We start from the raw sequence: 25877 nt of genomic DNA on the forward strand, positions 1-25877 counted from the left end.
TAGTGAAGCGGGAAAAAATGAAACAGCTACAAAGCCGAAAAAAATAAGCTATCATTTTTACAGATCTCAAAAGACAGAAACTCCGGTGGGAGCTCCTGTCTTTGTTATTGAGGTATTAAGTGCGTCTGGACCAGTGTTGATTGTTCACTTCTGTTTCTGCCAACTCAAAAGTTGATCGATACGGTTGAAAATTCACATGACGGTTCACTGCATACAATTTTTTCGGAGCAATAAGGAAAAGCGCCAGGGATTCATGATATACATACCTATCAATCTGCTTGGCTTTCAAGATTAATTGATCAGGGTCAGTCTCGGAAGCCATTTGGGCATATAATTGATCAAATGTTTCGAATTTAGGTCCGGCGCGGTATGCTCCGTCTGCTCCAAAGTATTCTCTATGGATGAAGGCGGGTGTGGCTTCTGAAAACAACGCAAACGTATCTACTAACAAGATGTCCCAATTAGGGAGGAGTTTCTTTTCTGCTGCTACACGGAGCCATTTGTTTTTGCTGCTTTCGGGAATAATCTTTACCTTTGTGTCAATTCTCAACACATTTTTAATATCGTTTGCAATCAATCGGGCTGGAGAGCCATATTTTTCTGTGGCAGCGATCTCTAATACTCTACCGGACGGCCAGCCGCCAGCTTCTCTAAATAATTGCCGTGCTTTCGCTGGATCATAGGGTCTTGGTTTGAGTTCCTCAGGGAAGTCCTTTGCCCATGAGGGTGTCATGGCAGCGATCGTATTTGCATAACCAAGAAATCCTTTTGCTATTACATTTTCTCGATTCACTGATAAATTGAATGCTTCTCTCAATCGCCTGTCATGAAAACTACTATCCTTTGCAAATCGATTGAATGTACCGGCTAAAACTTGATTAGCATCGACGGAAATTAGCTTTGCGCATGCGGATGAAACAACACCTGACGCATCGGCAGGCTCTACGTCTGTTACAATGTCCACATGACCTTCTGTTGATGTACAAAGTTCTAACGCTTGTTCAGGGGACAGGTCATTGCGGAAGACAACACGCTCTATACGCGGCCCCCGTTTTTTGTTCCAGTAATTTGGATTTGCCTCGAGCCGCACGACTGAAGTGCGATCTTCTGCTTCAGTCAGCCAGGTACAAGCGAATGGCTTCCTGGTTATAATTGCAATTTTATTCTCAATAGATGAGTAACCTTCAGATAAAATAAATGGTGCGGTACCCCACGGGCCCGAAGCATCAAGCACTCACCAATGGCCCTCGCCGCTGCCGTTGCGGGCATACCCGAATCCAAGTTGGCTCCAAAATAACTGATTTCCGATATGAAAAGCGCGCATTTTTCCGATGGCTAAACCATCAGGAGACGGGAAAGTAAAATGGACGGTGTAATCATCCAGCACTTTACACTTCGCTCCTTTATCAAAATTCAACCAGGTCCCTGGCGGATGAGGAGCCGTCCAACGCTGTAGTTCATCAAAGCTTTCTTTAACATTCTTTGCTGTAAAAGGGGCTCCATCGTGGAAAGTAACCCCTTTTCTTAATTGAACCTCTAGTGTATGAGGGTTAAACCAGGAAGCTTCTGTGGCTAAGGAAGGAACGATATGGCCGTCTGGGTCAGAACGAATCGGTTCTTCCATTGTGTTATATAAGACAAACAACCAATTTAACGGAGAAGGGTCCACAACCTGAATCATCCCTGCCGGAAAATGATCGGGCTGTTCTCCCTGAAAATTTTCGAACCCGTTCAATTTAATTCCCCCTTCGTTATAATTATGTTTTCAGAAGCTACTATCATCTATATGGATGGCATCCTGGATTCATGCCGCATCGCACATGTAATATAGATATTGAAGCGAATTTTATTATTGGAAAAGTGTCAAATACAAAAGAACAGGGAAATCTATAGATTTTCCCTGTTTTTTGTGTAATAGCTATATTTTAAAACTATCACATAAGTGGACGCTTCTATTAATTACTGTCAAAACGAGTGTTTATATTATATGATTTGGCTTAAACAGTAGCTCCTTCTCAACGTATGAGCGATTATTAAGATTTAAGAGCTATTGTAGAAATTTATGAGCTATATTCTGGATTTTAAGAGCTATTAGGAGAAACAGTAAATAGATGATCTATTTTACTATCAAATTGGGTGGTTATATTATATATTTAGCCAATATAAGTAGCTCCTTTTCAACTTATGAGCGATTATTAAGATTTAAGAGCTATTGTAGAAATTTATGAGCTGTATTCTACATTTTAAGAGCTATTACGAAATTTTAAGAGCTTTCAGCAGAAACAGTCCCAAAATACGCTCCACACTACTCAATCACATTACCCTCGGCTGGAATTGGATGTTCCTTTAACATCTTCGCAAAATGGATTAAGTTATAGGCCATTATTTTTGCATGCTGCATTGTAAATTCATTTTTGTTCCCTGATGCTTCAATAAAGGATGGGCCGGGTCCTGCTTCTCCAACCCAATAGGTATCGACATTCGGCGGGATGGTAAACCCAATATGGGATAAGGCATAGATGACCGAACGGGAAACTTGTTTTGCTCCGTCTTCATTTCCGGTGACGACCACACCGCCAACTTTATTGTAATAGATATATTGGCCTTTTTCATTGGTAAGGCTGCTTCCTCCATACAGTCTTTCAATAAGTAAAGTAGCAATGCTACTTTGTTCCCCAAGCCAGACAGGTGAACCAATAATCAATATGTCTGCTTCTTTCACCTTCTCAAAAATGGCCGGCCATTCATCTTTCTCGTCCACGGCTTCAGCGGTAATTCCATATCCTATCGTATAATCCGCCATCGTCAAAATTTCTGTAACTACGCCATTCTCATCGAAAATTTTAACGGCCTCATCAATCAGCGCGCGAGTATTTGAGGTATGTCTGCTATTTTTTAATGTACAATTAAGTACAAGAGCTTTAAGCTTCATTATTATTTTCACTCCTACTTTTGTATTTACTCTCTATGTTCCCTATTATTCAATCTTAAAAACTATAAACACAAAGAAAGGGATCAGGGCCACCGTATCGCTGGCCTGATCCCTTTTTGGTTCGCTATCTACGAAACTTTCACATCTACTTCCTCGGCTACTGGAGCGTTTTTGCTTAATCCGCTAAGAATCATTCCAATCCCTGTGCCGATAAGCGCAGGTATGATCCATTCAAGTCCAACTGCTGAAAAAGGAAGCATATCACTCATGGTTTGGAGCGGGCCCAGGTTCAAACCGAAGGCATTCAAGCCATCAATTAAGGCAAAAATGCCAGTGAATAAGATAGCGCTGCCGTATACCTTTTTTGAATTCTTAAAGAAACGGTTGAAAAACGTTAGCGCGATTAACACAATGGTTAATGGATAAGCCATGACAAGGAATGGCACTGATACTTTAAGGATTTGAGCCAATCCTAAGTTTGATAGAGTGAAACCTACAAGTGTTACGGCTAAGACCACCATTTTATAGCTTGCTTTCGGGATGAGCTTTGAAAAATATTGTCCGCAGGCTGTGGTTAACCCAACGATGGTTGTAAAACAAGCTAGCGTGAAAATGAAGCCTAGCAGCGTTTTGCCGCTTTGTCCCAGCAAAAGGGTGGAGGCAGCTGATAGGATGTCTGTCCCGTCTTCAAACGAGCCGGTTGCAGCCATTTTCCCTCCTATCAGTCCAAGACTGATATAAACCAGTGAAAGCAATGTTCCTGCGATCAACCCGGCTTTCAGGGTATAGTTTGTTAATTGCTTTCTATCGCGCACACCTCTTTGCTGTATGGATGTAAGTATAACAATTCCGAAGGCCAGCGCCGCGAGGGCGTCCATTGTGTTGTAGCCTTCAAGGAAGCCTTTAGAAAATGCTCCAGTTTCATATTGTTTTGACGGTGATTGGAGCGGTGCGTCTAATTTAACAAATCCGACTACACATAATACGACCATCGAAAGCAGCAGGACAGGAGTAATCCAACGCCCCATATATTTTTCCATTTTAGACGGGTTTAAGCTGATTACATATGCCAGGCTGAAGAATAGCGCCGTGAATAAAAACAAGAATAAAGATGAATTCGCTGTGATGCCAAGGAAAGGTGCAACCCCCATTTCAAAGGCAACATTGGCATTTCTCGGAATCGCAAGAAATGGTCCGATGCTTAAGTAAATAACGACCATAAAGATCGTACTGAATAGCGGATGAACACGATTGCCAATCGATTGAACACCGCCCTTTACATGCGATACAGCATAAAGTACAGCAAACGGCAGCCCAACACCGGTAAGGATAAAACCGGCCATCGCAAGCGGGTATGAAGTTCCTGATTCAGCTCCTAAGAAAGGCGGGAAAATAAGATTTCCAGCACCGAAAAACATCGAAAATAACATCAAGCCAATAAGTAAGGTGTCCCTTCTTTTCATCGTAATCTCTCCTCGCATATTGTTTTTGCAAAATAAAAAAACTCGTCCCTATATATAGGGACGAGTTTGCGCTCGCGTTACCACCCTTATTCCGCTCATCCTTATGAATTGATGTGCGGCTCTCAGTCAATGTACAATCATACGTGTTCCAATGTAACGGTGGAAAACCCGTCAAAGCTTACTGATGTTCAGCTTTGCATCTCAGAGATGATCTTCAGATAAGTCCTGGACACCGGCTTTCACCATACACCGATTCTCTGTGGAACTGGGATCTTTTCTTACTCTTCTCGTCATCGATTTTTATTATTACAAATAATCTAGCAGAGAAAAAAAGCTATGTCAATATATTTTGATAGTTGAAATTACTCTATTTTTATAAAGAAAACTTAGACCATAATTTTAAGATTTATATAATTGACGCAAAAGTAGGTTTTGTTTTCATACCTTGCTAATATCTGTTAAAATTCAACTATCAATATTTCGCGGAGGAGAATGGATGTGGCCCAACAAAAAAAACTCGGGTTGATGGTTGATGTTGAAACGACAGGGTTAGGTCCTGCTACTGACGAGATCATTGAACTGGCTGTAAAATTATTTTCCTTTCAACAGGATACAGGAGAAATTATCGAGATTATCGAACAAGATTCGTTTTTAAGAGAACCAGTGTCTTCCTCGGCAAAAAGAAACTATGCAAATGCCTATCGGGTTCATGGAATACCCTACGAATTAGTCGAAGGCGAAAGCTTTTTGGATGATAAAGTGACAGGATATTTTGGGAAAGCAGACGCCGTTTTTGCTCATAATGCTTCCTTTGACCGCAGCTTTCTCTATCATATGTACCCGGAAGTGAATAATGCGAAATGGTACTGCACGATGAGAAACGTTCCCTGGAAAAACTATGGATTTGCTAATGGTAAACTTCTTACACTGCTGCAATCACATAAGATAACTAATCATCAGTCTCATAGAGCGATGGACGATATTACATATTTAATGGAATTACTTAAAAAGACCAATCCGAAAGGTGAACCTTATCTCAAGGAAGTCCTGACATATGGCCATATGAGAAGATACCAGCCAGCTGTAAAACGGGAGAGCTGGGCGAAAAGAAAAGCTTCTAATTTTGAAATGTAAACATAAATTCCTGCAGATATTTCTCAGGGATTTTAATTTGGTTCTATGTTAAAATAAAGTAACGTAAAGAGTATAGTGGGGTTCTGGAAATACAGGAGTTGAATGACAGTTTAGTTGAATAAGAAATGATGTTATAATAGGATTGATTACGGTAAAAGGGGATGTTATGATGTCAAACGAAAAAGAAATCGTAAAACAACTAACGAGGATTGCTGATGCTCAGGAGCGTATAGCTTCTGTTCCCGAACAAAAGGAACAAAAGAGGGAAAGGGAATCCGAGGTTCAATCTGATTCAGAAAAAATGAAAGAGTTTTTAAGCGAAAAACAAGCACAATAGAACATTGTGCTTTTGCTTTAGTTCTATATAAATTTCAGGAGCTGGAAACAGCTTCTTTTCTTATGCAGTTAACGAGCTTGTCCAGCTTTGCAGAGGATAAATGCAGAAGTGAAATAGTTTGTTAAAATAATAAGTTAGAGATTGTTCGTTTTTTGATAAAAAAGAATGTGTGCTGCATCTTTTCTTTTCGGATAAACATTACTTTCAAATATATTACGGTGGTGGCAGAAATGACTTCAGAAAATACTTTGATTGCAAAGAAGTTCTATGAGACGTTGCTGGAATCGGATGCTGCGGCCAATCCAATCCAAATACTTGGAGAGGCTTTTTTAGCGGAACAGAAGAATGATGTTCCGGAGCTATCGCCTGTCCGTTATGCGCAGGGCGAGGTTTATTTCCATTATAAAGATTATGAATCAGCGATTTTTAAATGGGGAAGTATCATTGGTGAATTGGAGCCGTGGGCTAAAAAGAATATGGCAGATGCTTATTATGAGTTAGGAATCCTGCCGACAGCGGAAGAAATGTATAAGTCGATTTCAACAGAAAAACTGGTTCTGAGGGCGGAGGTCGCACTTCAATTATTTTCATTATACATAGAAGAAAAAAGGTTTGACCTCGCATCACGTACTATCAAGGATGTAGTGTCCTTCCATCCTGATTACCCCAATGTTACAGGAGTGGCGCGTGCGTTTTTTGAGGAAAAACAGGATTACAGCAGTGCAATCGAGCTTGCAGTTAACGAAAGTATTCGTACTGAATCCCTAAAATGGTTTGATATTCTGCATGATTATGTCGATAAGGGCTATACGGAGGAACTGCCGCCCGAGTATTTTTCGCAAGTGCTGCTGACGGTATTCAACGTCGATCAAGCCCGCTTGGAGAGGCTTGTGTTATCGCTTTGGAGCCTTTACAAAAAGCAGGAAGTTTATTTCTCGTGGCTGACATCAATTAACCATTTCTTTTTGCAGGCAGAAGTTGGGCCGTATGATACTTATTCAGGCCTGTCACAAGTGTATAAAGATACGTACCTTGAATTGATTGGCGGCCATTATTTCATTAAAGAAGTACAGGATACCATACCCCCTCTACTTTCGAACTGGCTCAAGCTTGCTGACCAAACGCATTCCCTTTATGCAGCTGCTGCGGTTCTGTCCTGGAATGAGATATTCCCGGAAAGCATTCATTCGCTTGCAATAAGTGACGCAGAAAACCTGCTGATGAATTCTAAGAATTATATCAATTCTTTACAAGAAAGCAGTGCATTGTATCAATCGATTGCGGAATGGGCTGAAAAGCACGAATTAGATACGGGCGAAAAAAATAAGTGGATGATCCGGGAACTTATGGACTTACAGACAAAACATCTATTAATAGTAGGAACGAGCGGCACAGGTAAATCGTCCTTCTTGAATACGTTGCTCGGTGAGAAAATTATCGATGATGGAACATCTGCCTTCATTATGGTTAAAGATAGCGAACAGGCCGAAATCACCGAGATTACCGATGATGAGATAAAAGCTGTTTCGGATTTAGAAAGCATCGCTTTAAATCGCCATCAATGGGAATCGCTTTTTGAAGTTAAGTTCCCATCTGGATTTTTACAGGAACATGGATTATCGCTGATTGATACTCCGGGACTAAACGGCAGCCATCCGGTGAGGAATGAGGTCTTCAATCTGTTGAATGCTGCCGATGGCCTGGTTTTCGTACTCGATGCCCAGGTGCCATTTACAGACCGGGAGCGAGATATGCTCCTTGATATAAAAAGGCAGGCGCCTTATTTGCAGATTCATTTCCTATTAAATAAGGTCGATAAGGTCTATAACGAGCAGGACACCGTTCGAATTTTGGAAGATACGTCCGCAAGAATCCACTCTTATTTACCGAAAGCGAATCTATTCGCCTTTTCCGCACATTATAACAGCAGTAAACAGTTGAACGATTTAGGCACATTCCTTACTTCGAACTTCCAGACAGGAAATATCGAAGAAGAACGGGCTGAAAAGCTTTTATATTTTATCCGTAAAACATTGACATACCTGTTGGAAAAACGAATGGAGATGGAAACCCAGCTGATAGACTCCATCAATTGGAATGAAGAAATGACGGTCAAACTGAATGGGGCAATCAATCAGGTGAATGACTTAGAAAAGGAAAATACACGGGGTATTAAAAAGTCTTATCGTATAATAAAAGAAGATGTGAAAAAAGACATGGCATCGAATATACCCGAAATTATCCGTAGCTGTACCGGGCTGCTTAAGGAAGACAGTGATTTCCGCAGGGTGCATATCGACTTAAATGAGGCCATGAATGAGCGAATCCAGGAATACGTAAACGATACCGTGCTGCCGAAGTTCTATGCGTCTCTTCAGGAATGGATTTCCGTTTCGAAAGAAGAGTTTGTCGAAAGCCAAACCTATTTAACAGAATTGAGCGATGGGTTCAATGCAATGTATGGAGACGAGAGAATGCAATTAGAATGTGACTTCAAGGTGCTTGGTGATTGGTACCGGGATGCCGATCGCATGACAAGCGGGGTGCATATTGACGAGGTAAACATTCTCATGCGCAATACCCCGTCACAATTGCTGCTGAAAAGTGCCGGGAAGCTATTTGGCGCTCTTTCTCAAAACAAAACCGCGTTATATACAAGATACAAGAAGTTTCTGGAGACACAGGACTATGATGATGTGAGCGAATCGATTACGGGTAAATTCCTTTCTCAGTTTGAACTGTTTGAAAAATCCTTGGACCGGGATGTAACATTATTCTTCAGAGATCCACTAAGCGTTCTGAACCACGCTGTTGAGCAGTCTCATTTGGAGATTAAGGAAGGCAAGGAAGCTCTTGATAAAATGAGAGAAAAGCCGGAAATATACCGCGACCCGATTAGTCTGTTCGAAGTGCAGCTCCGCCAATATGAATGGATGCTGAATGCCGGGAAATAGGACCTTTCAGTTGGATCTGTTGCTTCGTTGTCAAATGAATCGTTATTATTTCGATGTTCGCCTAGTTTTCACAAAATACGTTGATTGCCATATTCTCTGCAAATAGACAAAAAGCATTAAATTAAACAGACTGGCAGGCTCTAAAAGTAGAGCCCTGCTTTTTTAATTGCCGTCAATGCCTATCCTTCAAATTATTTTTAATATAGTATTAACTTATAGTTTCCTCTTTTCATTGATTGCAAGAGTGAAAAAACGTGATATAATATTTTTATTTAAATATACTGAATTGTTGAAAGACTTATGCAAGCATAAAATTAGGGGGTACTTTATGAAAAAGCTATCAGGATTAGTAATGGCCATGGTATTTGTGTTTGTCTTGGCGGCCTGCGGGGCAGAAAAGACGACAGGTGATGGACAGGGCGGCTCTGATACAGAGAAGAAATCCGTCCGGGTTGTGACAGATGCCAATTATGCCCCATTTGAGTATATGGATGGGGGCAAAATTGTTGGATTCGATGTTGACTTTGTGAACGCTGTCGCAAAAGAAGCCGGATATGATGTGAAAATAGAGAACGTTGGCTGGGATCCTTTATTTTTAGAAGTGAAGAATAAAAGCGCTGACATGGGTATGTCTGCGATTACAATCAATGACGAACGGAAGCAAACGTACGATTTCTCCGTACCTTACTTCTTGTCAACTAATAAAATTTTAGTTCCCGAGGGCAGTGATATTAAATCAGCTGAAGATCTTAAAGGGAAAACGGTATCTGTCCAGAACGCAACAACCGGACAGTCATCTGCTGAAAAGTTATTAGGCAAAAACAGCAAGGATATCAAAAAATTTAAAAACAACAACCTGGCCATTCTCGAGCTTACCAAAGGCGGAGCAGATGCCGTTGTTGCCGACAATACGGTGATTGAGGAATATGCCAAGAACAACCCTAAGCAAAAATTAGTCGTAATTGAGGATAGCAAAGCCTTTGAGGCGGAATTTTATGGACTAATGCTTCCTAAAGGCAGCAACGTGAAGGCGGATTTCGATGAAGCTACTAAAAAGATCATCGATAATGGAAAGTATACGGAGATTTATAAAAAGTGGTTTAAAGTCGAACCCGATCTAGATAAACTAAAAGAACAGCAATAAGAAAAAAGCTAAATTGCGTAACCCAATAATGTGTTACGCAATTTTTACTTATGTGGGGGAGTAAATTGATGGATTTTCGCTTTGATATTATCGCCGAATATGCTCCTTTCTTATTGGAGGGAACATTGCTGACGATTGGCCTGTCTTTGGCCGGAATCGTAATAGGTACAGTGCTTGGTTTATTGATTGGTTTAGGGAAAATGATGCAAAATAAATGGCTGGCATTTCCGTTTGAATGTTACATAACGATTTTTCGGGGAACGCCGTTATTGGTCCAGATCTTGCTGATACATTTTGCGGTCGTCCCGCTTTTTACGGGGAACACGAATGGAATCTTGGCATCTATCATTACCCTGTCTTTAAATGCGGCTGCCTATATCGCTGAAATTTTCCGTGCAGGAATCCTTTCCATTGATAGAGGGCAAATGGAGGGGGCCCGTTCGCTCGGGATGAACCACGTCCAATCAATGAGATATATTATTTTGCCGCAAGCGTTCAAACGAATGATTCCGCCGCTCGGAAATGAATTCATTGTATTAATTAAAGAGTCTTCGCTGGCTTCAATTGTGGCTGCACCTGAGATTATGTATTGGGGACAGGCCATGAACGGGCAATACTTCCGGGTATGGGAACCGTACCTAACAGCTGCAGTAATTTATTTGATTTTGACACTTTCCTTAAGCTTCTTATTACACCGCTTAGAAAGAAGGCTGGCAACGGAATGATAGCTTTTCAACTTATTCCCTTACAAAACAAGTCATTGAAATATTATGTTTTCTATTAATCAAACGATTGGTGAAATTACTATAAACCACTTTTTACTGATTCTATAATAAAAGAGACACAAAAATCCGTGTCTCTTCAACCTTTCTTTAAAAGATCGGCTGCTTACTTAAAATGTTCGATTTCTTCATCTTGCTGCGATTTGTCTTCTTCAAGGATTCCTATCTTTTCAATGAAACGCTTTGCTTCGGCATCACCCAATTGATGAATCATCGCATAAATTTTTTTTATCGATTCATCGTATCGATCGTTTTGAGGATCCTTATGATATTCACGAAATGGAATATGTGAACGAACATATGCTTGCATATCAGCTTTATCACTTTCGTTTAAAAAGCCCTTTAGCTTGTTTAATTCTTCATCAGTGGCCTCTATTTTAAAACTTGGATTTTCTTCCACACCAGGGCGGTCCAGAACATCGCCGCTGACGAGGTCGACGTAGTACGTATTTTTCATCGATTCCATAATCTCCACTCCTATCCGCTATTTATTGTTTAATTTACCACAAATGCAAAAGGATTAACCCTTGAATCCTCTAATGACTATTTAATTCGTGAAAAAACGGTTTTTCCCTAGAGAAAGAACAAGATGAATCCGTCTCTAACAATCCAATGCACTAAGTGAAAGTCAAGAAAATTTGTGTGAAGATAACAGAAAAAGTTTGACAATTTTGTGAACTAGATGAATAATATATAAAAAGGAGGATGATTGAAATGGAAGTGAAAATACTAAATGCTGTGAAGTATGTTGGTGGAACGGTACTTACAATCGGAATCTTTATTTTTTTGATAGGTTTTTTTGAAAGCGGTTACAGCATTTTGACTCCAATTGGCATTGGAACGATTATGGGTGCTGTTTTTATCTTTCTAATGGGTGTGTTCTTTGTGGCGACGGAAGAAATGCTTAAGAAAAGATATAAAGGAATTAATATAGCTCCAATCAAACCAAAAAAAGGAGTGCCATTATAGGCGCTCCTTTTGATACACATCGTATTACATATCCCAGACCATGGCTAGTAATGTACCGAAGACGGTAATTAGAGCTAAGGCTAATCCGTAATATACGTTCGTATAGATTGCCGCTTTATCCTCAGATTCACCGGCATGCATAAATACAACCAGTTGAAGGCCTGCTTGTACGAATGCTGTTACAAGAAGAACCGTCATGCCTACTGCAAATGACATGTTTAAGAAGTAAACCGAAAGAGCGACTACAGTCAGGGTAAGTGAAAGTACAAAGCCCATTACTTGTTTGGGCGGGAATAATTCTTTCATGTTTACATCATTCCTTTCAGGTAGATGAAGCTGAAGATGAAGATCCAAACTACATCTAGGAAATGCCAGTAAAGAGAGAAGATGAATGATTTATTAGCTGTTTCAGGAGTCAATCCGCGCTTTTTCACCTGAAGGATGATGAATAATCCCCAGAAAAGGCCAAGTGTAACGTGTGCTCCATGTGTTCCTAATGTTGTTAATAGGATAGATGTAAACGCACTGGTTTGCAGTCCTGCCCCTTCATGAACATACGTAACGAACTCAAAAATTTCAAATCCCAAGAATCCTGCACCAAGAAGAAGTGTGATCGCGAAGAATGACAACATCGCTTTCTTATTGCCGAGACGCATCGCATGAATTCCAAGTCCGATGGTAAAACTGCTTGTTAAAAGCAAGATCGTTTCAATTAGCACTGGAGTGATTTCGAAAATCTCCGCTCCAGTAGGGCCGCCTGCCGTACGATCAAACAGTGTGAAATATGTCGCGAAAAGCGTTGCAAAAAGCATTATTTCGGCGCCCAGGAAAATCCAGAAACCCAAGACTTTTAAACGGTTTTCTTCCGTACTATATTCAAGTGGCAGCGAGTTATCTATTTTCATTAGTTAGCACCTCGCAATTTTGTTTCTGTCTCTTCTATTTCTTCAACTGAGATATAACGGCCGTGATCTTTCTCGAACGAACGGAGAGCCATACAAGCAAATATTCCGATTGTTGTAAGGATTAAAGGAATCCACATGCCGAATACAAATGAAAACCCCCATGCGAAGAAGATACAACCCATGATAAACGGTACGCCGCTGTTATTTGGCATATGAATTTTTTCATATTCACCTTTGAATAAAACATGGCCTTTTTTCTTGGCATCCCATAGTGCTTCAGTTGAATTAACTTGTGGCAAAATCGCAAAGTTATATTCCGGTACCGGAGTATGAGTAGCCCACTCTAAAGAACGTGCATCCCATGGATCAGAACTGATATCCCTTGAAGCGTAACGAGTGCTGTAGTAGATGTTGTAGACGATTAATACAAAACCGACTGCGAGCACAAGTGCCCCGATAAACGAAATCATATTATATATTCCAAATCCAGTTGATTCAGAGTATGTGTACATCCGGCGTGCTTGACCATCCAGCCCTGAGAAAAACATTGGCATGAATGCTACGAGAGTACCGATAGCGATTAACCATGCTGCCCATTTCCCGATTCTTTCATTCAGCATGAAACCGAACATTTTTGGCCAATAGTAAGTGAGTCCGGCCAGCATAGCGAATATAACACCAGGGATGATGACCATGTGGAAGTGAGCCACTAAGAACATCGTATTATGGTATTGGTAGTCAGCTGCTGACATTCCAAGCATAACTCCGGTAACTCCGCCGAGTGTGAAAAGCGGAATGAATAGCAATGAATAAAGCATTGGAGTTGTAATAACAATTTTCCCTTTCCAAAGCGTTAACAGCCAGTTAAAGATCTTAACCCCGGTCGGAACGGCAATCGCCATGGTTGTAATCGAGAAGATACTGTTAGTAAGTGCTCCCTGTCCCATTGTAAAGAAATGGTGCGCCCATACCAGGAACGAAAGGAATGAAATTGCAACCATGGAGGCAACCATTGATTTATAACCATATAGGTTGCGGCGTGCAAAGGTTGAGATAACCTCACTATAAATACCGAATGCCGGAAGAATCAAGATATAAACTTCAGGATGTCCCCAAACCCAGAACAAGTTCGCCCAAAGCATATCCATACCGCCATTATCCGTTGTAAAGAAGTTTGTTCCAAATAGCCGGTCCATTGTACCCATCGCAAGCGTCACTGTTAATACAGGAAAAGCAAAAACGATGATAAGGTTAGTGATGAGGGAAGACCAGGTGAACATTGGCATTTTCATTAATGTCATACCAGGTGCCCTCATTCTGAGAATGGTAGTCATAAAGTTAATGCCAGTCATTAATGTACCAATACCAGCAATCTGAATCGCTATCATATAATAATTCGTTCCGACTGATTCACTAAATTCGTTACCTGCGAGCGGGAAGTAAGAAGTCCAGCCCGCATCAGGAGAACCCCCAACTACAAAAGAGATGTTGAATAGCATCGCACCCATGAAGAATAACCAAAAACTTAGGGCATTCAAACGTGGGAACGCTACGTCACGAGCTCCAATTTGTAATGGAACAACGAAGTTCATTAGGGCTATGATGAATGGCATTGCCATAAAGAGGATCATGACGACCCCGTGCGTTGAGAAAATTTCATTATAATGTTGTGCATCCAGCAGCTTGTTTTCAGGCACGGAAAGTTGGGCACGCAACATTATAGCATCAACACCACCGCGGAATAGCATCAGCAAAGCGGATATCAGATACATAATACCAATCCGTTTATGATCTACTGTTGTTAACCATTCACGCCATAGATAGCCCCATTTTTTAAAATATGTTAAGCCGGCGATTATTGCGAGAACAGTAATACCAATGGCAACCATCGACGCGTAAATCACAGGACTTGGATGAGGTATGGCAAATCGATCAAAGTAATCCATACTTTTTGTGACTCCTTTCGGGAAGTATATTGCTATTCATGTAATCTAGTTGTTATAAAACTCGAAGTATATTAATGATTATTGTGTTCTGTTTCTTTTTCATCTGAATCGCTTGATTCTTGATGTTCAGTATGTTCATCTTCTGAATGTTCATCAGAGTCACTTGATCCATGATTATGTCCTGTCGGAGGTGGATTAAATTCTAAATGAGTTCCGGTGAACGTCATCCGCCCAAGGTGACCAGGTTCTAATAACTCATCGAATTTTTCTTCAGTCACTGGTTCAGCCGTTTCTTTCACTTCTTCTACCCATTCGTCAAATTCAGCTTCAGGCATTGCCTCGACATCGAACGTATTTTCAGCGAACCCTTTACCACTAAAGTTTGCATTTCGTCCCATAAATTCCCCTGGAACGTCAGCCCCTAAGTGTAACGTGTTAACCATGTCACTCATCGCGTATTTTTGTCCCCCAAGTTGCGGAATCCAGAAACTAGTGATTGGTCCGTAGGAATAAAGTTTAAATTCAAGCGGCCGGTCTGTTGGAATATTTAAGTAGTTAACTGTTTCGATACCCTCTTCTGGATAACTAAAATGCCACTTCCAATTAGATGAAGAAGCATAAATTACTAAAGGTTCTTTATCTTCATATCCTTTCGGTGTTGCTTCAACCTTATAGTTGCTTTGTACAGAAACAAATGAAAGGAAAGCGACGATTAAAACTGGAATCCCCACACAAATCGCTTCAACAATCACATTCCCTTCCATGTGAGGCGGTTCATAATCTTTACTTTGTTTGGACGCACGGTATTTTATTAACACAAATGCTAAAAGTGCGAAAACGACAATGACAATAAACGACATGATCCCAATCGATAACATAATGTCATTGGCTTGCGTTTCGGCTTGAGGCCCCTTAGGATCTAAAACCATTAGTGGTTCACAACCTGTAAGCACTGTGATTACAGTAAAAACTATTGTTAATAAAGCCCATTTTATTTTCATGAAAGTACCCCTTTCTTAATTAATGAAAAAATAAAGTCAAATACCAAATGTGAACATTTTGTTAATTATTTCACAAACACTTTTGAGAACGTAGAACCAAAAATCCTTCCTTCTCAAACTATACGTCTATCTTAGTACCATGTATGTAAAAACTCAAATGAAAATTGTGTATGTCACAAAAAGTTCATGATTGGTTAGTCGATGGCTGGAAGGAAACAAAAAAATGGGTAAACGGGTTTTATGGTTTTTTCGCAAGTGGATTTTATTTTAATATAAGGATTTTGATAGATGATCTATTAAATACCTTCATTATCAAAGAAAAACACCTGTTAAGTTCGTTCCTGAATTTTATCTGAAATCTAAATAGTTTATGGGATGGCATTTTACATTAGGCCTTGTTCGTTATTGAAATCCTAAAGGAATTGCCGCTAAACTATCCGATTAATACTATTTATCTGAATAAATTGGAAGTTGTGGAAGATAAATTTATTAGCTTCTATAACGAAATGGGGATTGCGACATTTTTAGAAGGAGAAAATCAAATTGCTGTGGATGGAAAACAATAATCGGAATCGAATGGTGATTTTATTGCTTCAGATAATTTAGCTTTAAATAATAAAGAAGCAGGTACCTTCAATCAGGTTTCCTGCTTCTCTAATTGGTCCATTGTTTTTGAACTTGTTCGAAAGCTTTACGGAAAATTTCGTCTTCAGTATCCCCATGTTCCGCAATTACGTTCGTTTGATAACTCTTTCCTAAATAATCGATTTTTACAGTGACTTGAATCATGTTTTTATCATCCTTTCTATAAAACTATTCTTATGAAAATTTCTTGCACAATATTATTATTTATACCCCTTTTGTAGAGTTTCAAACATAAAAGATTGGAATAACAGGCTGGAAAAGATAAGACTCTGGAAATGTTGTTTCCAGAGTCTTATTTTGCATTAACTTTATTTAAAAACTGCAGCGTACGATGTTTTTTTTTTGACGACCATGACGTTTGGCGCCAAGACCGGCAATCATTCCATCCCATTTTGTTTCAACGAACTTAGGTTTAAAATCGAGACGTTTAAATACCTCTTGAGTTATTTCAATATCAAAACCCGTCACTTTTATCGAAAATATCCATTGACAGAGTACCACTTTTTTAACTATAGTAATCAAGACAAAATGATAATTGAGCGGGAGAGGTTCATAGCAATCACCCTCTATAAAAAACTATGGCTTTGATAGGGAACGAATCAACCATATCTTGATGAGGTATGGTTTTTCTGTTTCGAGCCTTTTTATGAGTTTATTGCCTCTCTTGTGTAAAAAAGGAGGTTTTTTTATGTCTGGAAGAAAAGATGAGAGAAAAGATGAGGATTTGCAGGACATAACACTGCTTGGGAATCAGGGGACAAAATATGTATTTGAATATTCGCCTGGAATTTTGGAAACGTTTGACAATAAACATCCAAACCGGGACTATTTTGTGAAGTTTAATTGTCCGGAATTCACCAGCCTATGCCCAAAGACGGGCCAGCCGGATTTTGCGACGATTTATATCAGCTATATTCCCGGCCATAGGATGGTAGAAAGTAAGTCGCTCAAGCTCTATTTATTCAGCTTCCGCAATCATGGTGACTTCCACGAGGATTGCATGAACATCATCATGAATGACCTGATTGAACTGATGGATCCTCGCTATATTGAAGTCTGGGGGAAGTTCACCCCTCGGGGCGGTATCTCGATTGATCCGTATACGAATTACGGCAAGCCGGGCACTAAATATGAAAAAATGGCGGAATACCGTTTGATGAACCATGATTTGTATCCGGAAAAAATAGATAACCGTTAGGAAAAGAATTCTCTATTAAATGCCGTTACTTTCCTTCCGGGATCGATTGCGAATATTTATTTCAGCTTTTCAGACAACTGGAAGATGTAAACGAGAGGCAGTACCGTGCGACAATGCAGTAGATTATAAGAGTACGCATAATAGTAAAATGTATAAAAAAAACACACTTTTTCTAAAGTGTGTTTTTTTTATACGTTTTAAAAATCGACAAAAAAACTTAAGTTATAAACTAACCGTTATATAAAGCTAAAAGAAGTATAGATTTCTCTACTTTTAATGTTGGCACGCTTTTTGCATATATAAATTATAAGACTTATATTTTTAGCTTTATATAGAAAAAAGGGGGATATAGAACGGAATCCTTTTTGATCAGTAACTACTGTTTGAAGAATAGAGCTTACTGCAATGGGTTTCATTACAGAAACCATCCAAAAGTTTCACACATGAATATCGGTATAACGATTTACCGTGCTTTTATTTGTATTGCTTCTATCATACTTCATCTTAGAAATGAAGGCGATTACATAAGGGCAATTAAATATGAATTTTAAAACAAGATAGGAGGAAACATTGAATGAACAATTTAGGTTTTTTTAAAAACCCCACCCAAATTACTTATGGAATGGGGGCTGCTAATCAATTAAGAGAAATTATTGATGCTCAAGGTTTTAAGAATGTATTAATAATCACAGATGGAGGCATCGTCAAAACTGGTTTGATTGACCAGCTTACAAGGCAGTTAGATGGCATTCATTATGCGATATTTGATGAGACAAAACCAAATCCCACTGTGACAAATTGTGATGATGCGATGCTGGCATTGAAGCAAATCAATGCAGATGTAGTTGTGGCCATGGGAGGTGGCAGTTCCATTGATGTTGCCAAAGCAGTTTGTCTATTAGCTACTAATGGTGGTTCTATTGCCGGTTATGAAGGAATTGATACTTGTTCAAATGACTTATTGCCACTTGTGGCCATCCCTACAACGGCGGGTACTGCTAGTGAAGTCACTACTTTTACGGTTATTACCGATGAAGAACGTCAGTATAAGCTCACTGTCGGAGGAATTAGGTTGGCGCCTAAGTGGGCATTAGTTGATCCATTGGTAACAAAATCTTTGCCTTCTCATATAACAGCTTCTACTGGATTGGATGCACTTGTTCATGCACTCGAATCCTATACCTCAAAAATGGCGACCCCTATTTCAAAGACGCTGGCAAGGGAAGCTATCAGAAAAATTAGTTCTCATCTCCGCCAGGCGGTATACAACGGGGATAATATGGTGGCAAGGGATAATATGCTGATGGGAAGCCTTTTAGCAGGGCTAGCATTCAACAATACACGTTTGGGAAACTGCCATGCATTAAGTCATCCGGTAAGTGCGATTTATGGAGTACCCCATGGAGTTGCTAATTCGGTTTTGATTCCGCATGTCATGGAATTTAACTCTCTGGCTGTACCGGAACTGTTTAGTGATATTGCGGAAGATATGGGAGAAAACCTTGAAAGTTTGACATTAATGGATAGAGCAGTAGCTGCTGTAGATGCTGTTAAAAAGCTTTCAAAGGATATTGGAATTCCTACAACTTTTGCAGAGTTCAAAGTTGATGATTCTCAGATTGACCGTATGGCAAAGGATGCAATGTTAAGTGGAAATATTGCAGCAAATCCTAGAATCACTACATATGAAGATGTGGTTGCGCTATATCGTAAATCAATCGGAGGTGCTTTAGTTGAAGTTGTTTGATTTGAGCGGAAAAACGGCGTTGGTTACGGGAGGAGGACGAGGAATTGGCAAGACTATTGCGTTAGCACTGGCTGAAGCAGGTGCTAACGTAGCTATCACGAGCAGAACAGAAAGCGAACTAAAAGAAACTGCAGACACGATAACTGGTTTTTCAAGAAGGGCTTATTATTCTGCAGTGGATGCACGAAATGCAGACGATATAACTGGTTTTGTAAAAGATATCGTGAATCAAGAAGGAAAAATTGATATTTTAGTGAATGGTGCTGGAACAAATAAACGGCTTTCGTTTTTAGAAGTAACCGAAGAGGATTGGGATTATGTGATGGATATCAACCAGAAAACAGCAGTATTTACATCACAGGCTGTTATCCCATACATGAAGGAACAAAGATATGGAAAAATCATCAATATAGCTTCACTAACTAGTGAAATAGCTTTTCCGAACATGTCTGCATACGCTGCAAGTAAGGGTGGAATATCTCAATTAACCAAATCGTTGGCAGTAGAGTTTGCAGAGGATGGAATTTTAGTCAATGCAATTGGTCCGGGCTATTTCAAAACAGAAATGACGAAAAGTCTTTTTGCGGACGAGAAAAGAGTAGAGTGGATGAAATCTCGTATTCCATTAAGAAGAACCGGTGAAGTTGAAGAACTACAAGGAGCTGCAATTTTCTTAGCTTCGCATGCTTCCGATTATGTTACCGGCCAAACGATTTATGTCGATGGCGGCTGGTTAAGCAGTTAATTATTTATGGGGGTTCAATTTATGAAGAAGATTTTTTCTCTAGTAATAGTAGGTTTTCTATTACTATTGACTGCCTGCGGCGGATCAGATCAGGCAAGTGGTGATGACAAAGGCTCCGACACGTTAAAAATCGGTGCAATTTTTCCATTATCCGGAGGTCTAGCGCTACTAGGTGAAGAAAGCTATCGCGGAGTGGAGCTTGCAATTGAACAAAGAAACAAAAACGGTGGAATAGCAGACGGTAAAAAAGTTGAACTCGTTAAAGGGGACGCTCCAGATGCTGACTCTGCACAGGCGGAAGCAAACCGTTTGATTAATCAAGAGAATATTAAGACAATTGTCGGTTCTTATTCTTCTGGCGTCGCGCAGGCAGCTAGTGAAGTGACTGAAAGAAATGGTGTCTTGTTCTGGGAGTATGGTGCCGTTGCTGATTCTATTACGGACCGGGGATACAAATATGTGTTACGTACGAATCCTCCAGCATCCTATCTATCAAAAACTCACATTGATTTTATCAAAAATTATGTGGCTGATAAGCTTGGGAAGGACTTAGGCGATATAAAAGTAGCGATTGCCCATGAGGATTCATCTTATGGAACAACAATTGCAGATGAAGCAGAGAAACTAGCAGAAAAAGAAGGCATTAACGTCGTAACAATCCAGCCATATAGTGCTGCATCAAACGATTTAAGTTCTGTAGTTCTGAACCTTAAAAAGGCTGAGCCAGATGTACTCATTGCAGTTTCTTATTTAAATGACGGCATTCTGCTACACAGACAAAGTCAAGAATTAGGGTTAAAAGTTCCGGTTGTTGTTGGCTCAGGCGGAGGCCATGATATGGCTGACTTCATAGAAGGTGTTGGTGACATAGGAGATGGTTTTTTTAATGTTGCGTTTCCACAATACCATATTAACCAAGAATTCACACCCGGAATGAAAGATTTTGTGAAGCTTTATAAAGAAAAATATGGTGAAGATCCTCGCTCTGGACACTCTTTGGTGCACTACATGGGAACGAATGTCCTTCTTGATGTAATTGATGAGGTTGGGGAGATGGACCCTGATAAATTACGTGATGCAGCCATTAATTATAAGGCAGAACCAGGACAAACTGTAACTGGATGGGGTGTAGAATTCGATCCAGAAACAGGACAAAACAAGCTAAGTGAACCATATGTGCATCAGTGGACTGACGGAAAGCTTTTAGCTGTATGGCCAGAAAAAGTGTCTGTTCAGGAACCACAGCTTAACAAATAATTATTTATCAAATGAGGGGGAAATTTCTTGAAGAAAGTTGCAAGCGTTATTATGGTAGGATTTCTTCTCCTTTTATCAGCCTGCTCAGGCGGGGCAAGTGGTGATGGTGAAGGAAGTGGTAAATCGGGAACATTAAAAGTTGGTGCGTTATATCCTTTATCAGGTGGATTGGCACTTCTTGGCGAAGAGAGTTTTCGGGGTGCTGAGCTTGCTATTGAAGAAGCAAATAAAAATGGCGGTATAGCAGGTGGAAAGAAAATTGAACTTGTTAAGGGAGATGCAGTTGATGCTGATGCTGCTCAAGCAGAAGCGAATCGTTTAATTAATCAAGAAAACATAAAAACCATTGTCGGATCATATTCAAGCTCTATTGCTTTTGCAGCAAGTGAAGTAGCTGAAAGAAGTGGAGTGTTGTACTGGGAACTTGGTGCCGTGTCTGATACCATAACAGACCGTAAATACAAATATGTTGTGCGCACAAATCCACCGGCTTCTTATTTTTCTAAGGTTCATGTAGATTTCATAAAAGAAATTGTTACAAAAAAACTTGGTAAAGAGCTAGGAGATATCAAGGTTGGTCTTGCGTACGAAGATTCTACGTATGGAACAACGATTGCGGATGAAGCTGCTAAACTAGCAAAAAAAGAAGGAATTAATGTTGTAACAAAACAAGCATACAGTGCTGCTTCAAATGATTTAAGTTCAGTAGTTTTAAACCTTAAAAAAGCTGCACCAGACGTTTTGATAGCTGTTTCTTACTTAAATGATGCTGTCCTTCTTGCTAGGCAAAGTGAAGAGTTAGGACTGAAGGTTCCTGTATTTGTCGGCTCTGGTGGCGGTCATACGATGACTGATTTTGAAGATGCAATGGGAGAAAAAGCAAACGGTATTTTAAATATTGATTTCCCGCAATACCAAATTAATCGCGAAGCTACGCCTGGAATTGAAGAATTTATGGCGCTGTATAAAGAAAAGTATGGTGAAGACCCACGTTCTGGACATTCTTTAACAAACTATATGGGAATGAAAATAGTACTAGACGTAATGGATAAAGTAGGCGAAGTTGATCCTGATAAATTAAAAGAAGAAGCTTTGAAATATACTGCTGACCCTGGATCAACAGTTACTGGCTGGGGAGTAGAATTCGATCAGGATACCGGGCAAAACAAGCTGGGTCAACCATACGTCCATCAGTGGCTCAATGGAGAGCTTAAGACAGTTTGGCCGGAAAACGTAGCTGTAGAAGAACCTCAAATAGCGAATAAATAAAATAATAGTTTTTATGAAATCAAGAATCTAAAAGGATATCCCAAAATTAAGAGTGTGGCACCCTTAGAAAAGGGTGCCGGGCACTTATAGGTTAACCTCATAGAAGTTTCTCTTTTTATTATCAAACAGAGAGGTGTAAATATGACAATAGTTCAAACACTTATATCAGGGATTTTATTAGGTGGGATTTATTCATTAATCAGCATGGGCTTGAACTTAATTCTTGGGGTTGTAAGGATCGTAAACTTTGCTCATGGTGAGCTGCTTATGATTGCCATGTATATAAGCTTTCTTTTTTACACGACGATGGGCTTAGATCCATATGTATCTGCCATTCTAGTAATCATTTGTCTATTTTTACTTGGTGTACTCACTCAGAGATTTATGATTCAGCCAATTTTAGATACACCTGCATCAACGAAAATATTTGCAACTTTAGGATTATCGATAGCCCTTCAAAATCTTGCTTTAATGACATTAAGTGCGAATCATCTTTCTGTTAAAACAAGTTATCAAACATCAGTTATTAATATTGGAGAACTTGCAGTCAGTATTCCGAGATTAGTTGCATTCGGAGCTGCAGTTGGGGTAGCTGTTGTTTTATATCTTTTTTTGCAAAAAACCTTGACTGGAAAAGCCATCCGGGCTGTTGCTATGCAAAAACAAGCCGCTTTCTTGATGGGGATTAACGTAAAAAGAATTTATCTTTTAGCTTTCGGAATCGGATCAGGCCTGGTAGGTCTTGCGGGTGCTTTGCTCATGCCGATTTACTCGGTCTACCCAACAATTGGTGCATCATTCATACTAATTGCGTTCGTTGTCGTTGTATTAGGTGGAATGGGAAGTATGTTCGGTGCATTCTTCGGTGGGTTAATTATTGGATTAGTGGAAGCTCTTTCCGGTGTTATCTTTGATCCAGGTCTAAAAGAAGCGATATACTTTGTGATTTTTATTATGGTTTTACTGGTTCGCCCTTCCGGTATATTTAGTCTTGGCAAAGGAGCAGAGGAGGTTGGCTTGAAATGATGCAACTATTATCTAAACAAAAATTTTTGTTTTTATTTGGTATTTTGCTAGTAGTAACTCCCTTTGTTGTTACAAATAGATTCTATTTAAATATTTTTATTCTCATTTTATTGTATGCAACTATTGCGGGGTCGTGGAATATTTTAGGCGGATATGGTGGTCAATTATCACTCGGCCATGCGATCTTTTTCGGAATAGGTGCTTACACTTCAACCCTTTTATATCTAAATTTCGGTGTTAGTCCTTGGTTGGGATTCATCATAGCAGCAGTGATATCCATCGTGGTTGGTATATTGATCGGCTGGCCTGCTTTCAGATTAAGAGGAACATATTTTACTCTAACAACTATTGCATTTGCAGAAGTTATTCGCCACTTGACGCTATATTTCAGAGACGTAACAAAAGGAGCGATTGGAGTTAATATTCGATTTGAGCCAAGTTTTGCAAACCTAATCTTTAGAGAATACAGTGCCTACTATTTCGTAGTATTAGTTTTATTTGTGATTAGTATAGCCATTGCGATTTGGGTAGATAAAACAAAGGTTGGTTATTACTTGAAAGCTATTCGTGAGGATGAAGATGGTGCTGAAACACTTGGAATACATGTAACGAAATATAAAATGATTGCTATGGTAATAAGCGCTGGAATGACTGGTATTGCCGGTGTATTTTACGCTCAGTATATGTTGTTTTTTGAACCTATCTCTGTTTTCAACATGAACTTTTCGATTGAAATTGCTTTGATTGCGATCATTGGCGGGGTTGGAACAGTATTCGGACCGGTTTTAGGTGCTTTTATCATCATCCCATTAAATGAACTTTTACGTTCTTCTTTCCCTTCATTAAGCGGAATGAATTATTTAATATATGGTGTTGTATTAATTCTAATCGTATCGTTCTTGCCGAATGGATTGCTTCCAATTCTAAAAAGCATTCCTAAAAAACTGAAAGGCTTGAATAAAAAGAACATCAAAGTGGAGGACGGTGAAAAAGTTGATTATTCAGGTTAAAGAAGTTTCAAAACATTTTGGTGGATTAAAAGCAGTAAATGGCGTTTCATTTGATGTAAATGAAAATGAGATCGTCGGGATTATTGGTCCGAACGGTGCAGGTAAAACGACGTTGTTTAACCTTATATCTGGCTCACTTCCGGTAACATCTGGACAAGTAGTATTTAATAATGAAGATATTACAAGCCAAAAGCCATATGTTATTTGCAAAAAAGGAATTGGTAGAACCTATCAAATCGTTAAGCCGTTTGGCAATATTTCTGTACTAGAAAATGCTATGGTTGGAGCTTTCAACAAAGCATCTAGTACAAAGGAAGCAAGAGAATATAGCCTGGAAATATTGAAAAAGGTTGGTTTAGATAAAAAGAAAGATCAAATCGGCAAAAGCTTAACCATCGCAGATAAAAAGCGTCTAGAAGTAGCTAAAGCATTGGCAACGCAGCCAACCTTGCTTCTGTTGGATGAAGTTATGGCTGGTTTGAATCCAAGTGAAGTGAAAGAAATCCTGCCGATGATCAAGGGGTTAAGAGAAAGTGGAATTACCATCATTCTTATTGAGCACATTATGGAAGTTGTCATGAATGTTTGCGATCGTATCGTCGTAGTTCATCATGGTGAGAAAATTGCAGAGGGTACACCGAAAGAAATTACGAACAATCCAGAAGTAATTAAAGCTTATCTTGGGGAGGAATTGAGCTTTGCTTAAATTACAAAACGTAAACTTATTCTACGGCGAAATCCAAGCCTTATGGGACTTGTCATTTGAAATTAAAGAAGGCCAAATTGCTGCATTATTAGGAGCAAATGCGGCGGGAAAATCAAGTGCAATTAATGCTATTTCTGGAATCGAAAAAATTTCGAGCGGAGAAATAACATTATTTGATAAAGAAATTCACAAAATGAGCCCACATGAAATTGTTGAAGAAGGAATTATTCAAGTACCAGAAGGAAGAAAGCTTTTTAACTATATGCCTATTCAAGAAAATCTAGAATTAGGGGCTTATTCTAAACGAGCGAAAAAAGATTTCAAAAAAAATCTCCGCTTCGTGTACGACTTGTTCCCAATTTTAGAAGAAAGAAAAAGTCAAATGGCAGGGGATTTGAGTGGTGGACAGCAACAAATGGTCGCGATTGCTAGAGGATTAATGGCCAATCCAAAACTATTAATCATTGATGAGCTATCACTTGGATTAGCTCCCATCTTAGTTCAGCAGTTAATAAAGGATTTAATAAATATACGAAATACTGGAATTACGATTTTACTAGTGGAGCAAAATGTGCAGCAATCATTGGCCATAGCCAGCGATGCCTATGTACTGGAAAATGGAAGATTAGCATTGTCCGGAAATGCGACAGAATTAATTAACGATCCACATTTGAAAAAAGCCTACCTTGGAATGTAGAGGTGTCATG

The 25877-nt window shown here is 39.5% G+C and carries 26 protein-coding genes and 1 other annotated feature; of the genes, 15 read left to right on the forward strand and 11 right to left on the reverse strand.

The window, feature by feature from the left end; translation table 11 throughout:
* Positions 1–115: 115 nt before the first annotated feature.
* The 4 genes from ELQ35_RS11820 to brnQ all read right to left on the reverse strand — a co-directional run bounded on the left by ELQ35_RS11820 (position 116) and on the right by brnQ (position 4395).
* Complete coding sequence (locus tag ELQ35_RS11820) at positions 116–1234, reverse strand: ABC transporter substrate-binding protein (protein ID WP_126865024.1); 1119 nt, start codon at positions 1232–1234, stop codon at positions 116–118.
* Positions 1235–1735, reverse strand: a complete 501-nt coding sequence (locus ELQ35_RS11825) for an ABC transporter substrate-binding protein (RefSeq protein WP_246026053.1) — start codon at positions 1733–1735, stop codon at positions 1235–1237.
* A 570-nt stretch (positions 1736–2305) separates the two neighbouring features.
* Complete coding sequence (locus ELQ35_RS11830) at positions 2306–2932, reverse strand: flavodoxin family protein (protein WP_126865025.1); 627 nt, start codon at positions 2930–2932, stop codon at positions 2306–2308.
* A gap of 128 nt (positions 2933–3060) precedes the next feature.
* Positions 3061–4395, reverse strand: coding sequence for a branched-chain amino acid transport system II carrier protein (gene brnQ / locus ELQ35_RS11835; RefSeq protein WP_126865026.1), 1335 nt, complete (start codon positions 4393–4395; stop codon positions 3061–3063).
* Between the two features lie 53 nt (positions 4396–4448).
* Positions 4449–4698 (reverse strand) — a binding site (T-box leader).
* 195 nt (positions 4699–4893) lie between these two features.
* Here brnQ and ELQ35_RS11840 point away from each other — a divergent pair.
* The 5 genes from ELQ35_RS11840 (at position 4894) to ELQ35_RS11855 (ending at position 10689) form a co-directional block, all read left to right on the forward strand.
* Positions 4894–5529, forward strand: coding sequence for an exonuclease domain-containing protein (locus ELQ35_RS11840; protein WP_126865027.1), 636 nt, complete (start codon positions 4894–4896; stop codon positions 5527–5529).
* A 169-nt stretch (positions 5530–5698) separates the two neighbouring features.
* A complete protein-coding gene (locus tag ELQ35_RS22615; protein ID WP_185861748.1) occupies positions 5699–5866 on the forward strand; it encodes a hypothetical protein in 168 nt (55 codons plus the stop codon).
* Between the two features lie 230 nt (positions 5867–6096).
* On the forward strand, positions 6097–8820 hold the full coding sequence (locus tag ELQ35_RS11845) for a dynamin family protein (RefSeq protein WP_126865028.1): 2724 nt from the start codon (positions 6097–6099) through the stop codon (positions 8818–8820).
* A gap of 328 nt (positions 8821–9148) precedes the next feature.
* Positions 9149–9964 carry a basic amino acid ABC transporter substrate-binding protein gene (locus tag ELQ35_RS11850; RefSeq protein ID WP_126865029.1) on the forward strand — a complete coding sequence of 272 codons (816 nt, stop codon included), beginning with the start codon at positions 9149–9151 and terminating at the stop codon, positions 9962–9964.
* 68 nt (positions 9965–10032) lie between these two features.
* Positions 10033–10689, forward strand: a complete 657-nt coding sequence (locus ELQ35_RS11855) for an amino acid ABC transporter permease (RefSeq protein ID WP_126865030.1) — start codon at positions 10033–10035, stop codon at positions 10687–10689.
* 163 nt (positions 10690–10852) lie between these two features.
* On the opposite strand, the gene ELQ35_RS11860 is transcribed toward ELQ35_RS11855, so the two are convergent.
* The gene (locus tag ELQ35_RS11860; RefSeq protein ID WP_126865031.1) at positions 10853–11212 is read right to left on the reverse strand and encodes a hydrolase; all 360 of its coding nucleotides are present in this window, start codon (positions 11210–11212) and stop codon (positions 10853–10855) included.
* Positions 11213–11460: 248 nt separating this feature from the next.
* Here ELQ35_RS11860 and ELQ35_RS11865 point away from each other — a divergent pair, with 248 nt between their 5' ends.
* Positions 11461–11715 (forward strand): hypothetical protein, encoded by a 255-nt coding sequence (locus ELQ35_RS11865; protein ID WP_307365186.1) that lies wholly within the window; start codon positions 11461–11463, stop codon positions 11713–11715.
* Positions 11716–11739: 24 nt separating this feature from the next.
* Here the strand turns inward: ELQ35_RS11865 and qoxD are convergent, their stop codons facing one another.
* From qoxD to ELQ35_RS23105, 6 genes are all read right to left on the reverse strand, one after another.
* Positions 11740–12021, reverse strand: coding sequence for a cytochrome aa3 quinol oxidase subunit IV (gene qoxD / locus ELQ35_RS11870; RefSeq protein WP_126865032.1), 282 nt, complete (start codon positions 12019–12021; stop codon positions 11740–11742).
* 2 nt (positions 12022–12023) lie between these two features.
* Positions 12024–12620 (reverse strand): cytochrome aa3 quinol oxidase subunit III, encoded by a 597-nt coding sequence (gene qoxC / locus ELQ35_RS11875; RefSeq protein WP_126865033.1) that lies wholly within the window; start codon positions 12618–12620, stop codon positions 12024–12026.
* A complete protein-coding gene (gene qoxB / locus ELQ35_RS11880; RefSeq protein ID WP_126865034.1) occupies positions 12620–14566 on the reverse strand; it encodes a cytochrome aa3 quinol oxidase subunit I in 1947 nt (648 codons plus the stop codon). The genes qoxC and qoxB overlap by 1 nt, the downstream gene beginning before the upstream one ends.
* 71 nt (positions 14567–14637) lie before the next feature.
* Positions 14638–15567, reverse strand: a complete 930-nt coding sequence (qoxA, locus tag ELQ35_RS11885; RefSeq protein ID WP_126865035.1) for a cytochrome aa3 quinol oxidase subunit II — start codon at positions 15565–15567, stop codon at positions 14638–14640.
* Positions 15568–16221: 654 nt separating this feature from the next.
* Positions 16222–16356: a BA3454 family stress response protein gene (locus tag ELQ35_RS11890; protein WP_126865036.1), complete on the reverse strand. Its 135-nt coding sequence runs from the start codon at positions 16354–16356 to the stop codon at positions 16222–16224.
* A 168-nt stretch (positions 16357–16524) separates the two neighbouring features.
* Positions 16525–16713, reverse strand: a complete 189-nt coding sequence (locus ELQ35_RS23105) for a transporter substrate-binding domain-containing protein (RefSeq protein ID WP_425466821.1) — start codon at positions 16711–16713, stop codon at positions 16525–16527.
* A 187-nt stretch (positions 16714–16900) separates the two neighbouring features.
* On the opposite strand from ELQ35_RS23105, the gene queF reads away from it, so the two are divergent.
* The 9 genes from queF (at position 16901) to ELQ35_RS11940 (ending at position 25867) form a co-directional block, all read left to right on the forward strand.
* Complete coding sequence (queF, locus tag ELQ35_RS11900; RefSeq protein ID WP_126865037.1) at positions 16901–17410, forward strand: preQ(1) synthase; 510 nt, start codon at positions 16901–16903, stop codon at positions 17408–17410.
* A gap of 574 nt (positions 17411–17984) precedes the next feature.
* The gene (locus ELQ35_RS11905; RefSeq protein ID WP_126865038.1) at positions 17985–19157 is read left to right on the forward strand and encodes an iron-containing alcohol dehydrogenase; all 1173 of its coding nucleotides are present in this window, start codon (positions 17985–17987) and stop codon (positions 19155–19157) included.
* Positions 19144–19902: an SDR family NAD(P)-dependent oxidoreductase gene (locus ELQ35_RS11910; protein WP_126865039.1), complete on the forward strand. Its 759-nt coding sequence runs from the start codon at positions 19144–19146 to the stop codon at positions 19900–19902. The genes ELQ35_RS11905 and ELQ35_RS11910 overlap by 14 nt, the downstream gene beginning before the upstream one ends.
* Before the next feature lie 21 nt (positions 19903–19923).
* A complete protein-coding gene (locus ELQ35_RS11915; RefSeq protein ID WP_185861749.1) occupies positions 19924–21159 on the forward strand; it encodes an ABC transporter substrate-binding protein in 1236 nt (411 codons plus the stop codon).
* Between the two features lie 27 nt (positions 21160–21186).
* On the forward strand, positions 21187–22428 hold the full coding sequence (locus ELQ35_RS11920) for an ABC transporter substrate-binding protein (protein ID WP_126865041.1): 1242 nt from the start codon (positions 21187–21189) through the stop codon (positions 22426–22428).
* Positions 22429–22569: 141 nt separating this feature from the next.
* Positions 22570–23454, forward strand: coding sequence for a branched-chain amino acid ABC transporter permease (locus tag ELQ35_RS11925; RefSeq protein ID WP_126865042.1), 885 nt, complete (start codon positions 22570–22572; stop codon positions 23452–23454).
* A complete protein-coding gene (locus tag ELQ35_RS11930; RefSeq protein WP_126865043.1) occupies positions 23451–24464 on the forward strand; it encodes a branched-chain amino acid ABC transporter permease in 1014 nt (337 codons plus the stop codon). Before ELQ35_RS11925 ends, ELQ35_RS11930 begins: the two co-directional genes overlap by 4 nt.
* Positions 24439–25170, forward strand: coding sequence for an ABC transporter ATP-binding protein (locus tag ELQ35_RS11935; protein WP_246026054.1), 732 nt, complete (start codon positions 24439–24441; stop codon positions 25168–25170). Before ELQ35_RS11930 ends, ELQ35_RS11935 begins: the two co-directional genes overlap by 26 nt.
* Positions 25163–25867, forward strand: coding sequence for an ABC transporter ATP-binding protein (locus ELQ35_RS11940; protein WP_126865044.1), 705 nt, complete (start codon positions 25163–25165; stop codon positions 25865–25867). Before ELQ35_RS11935 ends, ELQ35_RS11940 begins: the two co-directional genes overlap by 8 nt.
* Positions 25868–25877: the final 10 nt, after the last annotated feature.

The organism is Peribacillus cavernae, assembly GCF_003989135.1.
Classification (GTDB): Bacteria; Bacillota; Bacilli; order Bacillales; family DSM-1321; genus Peribacillus; species Peribacillus cavernae.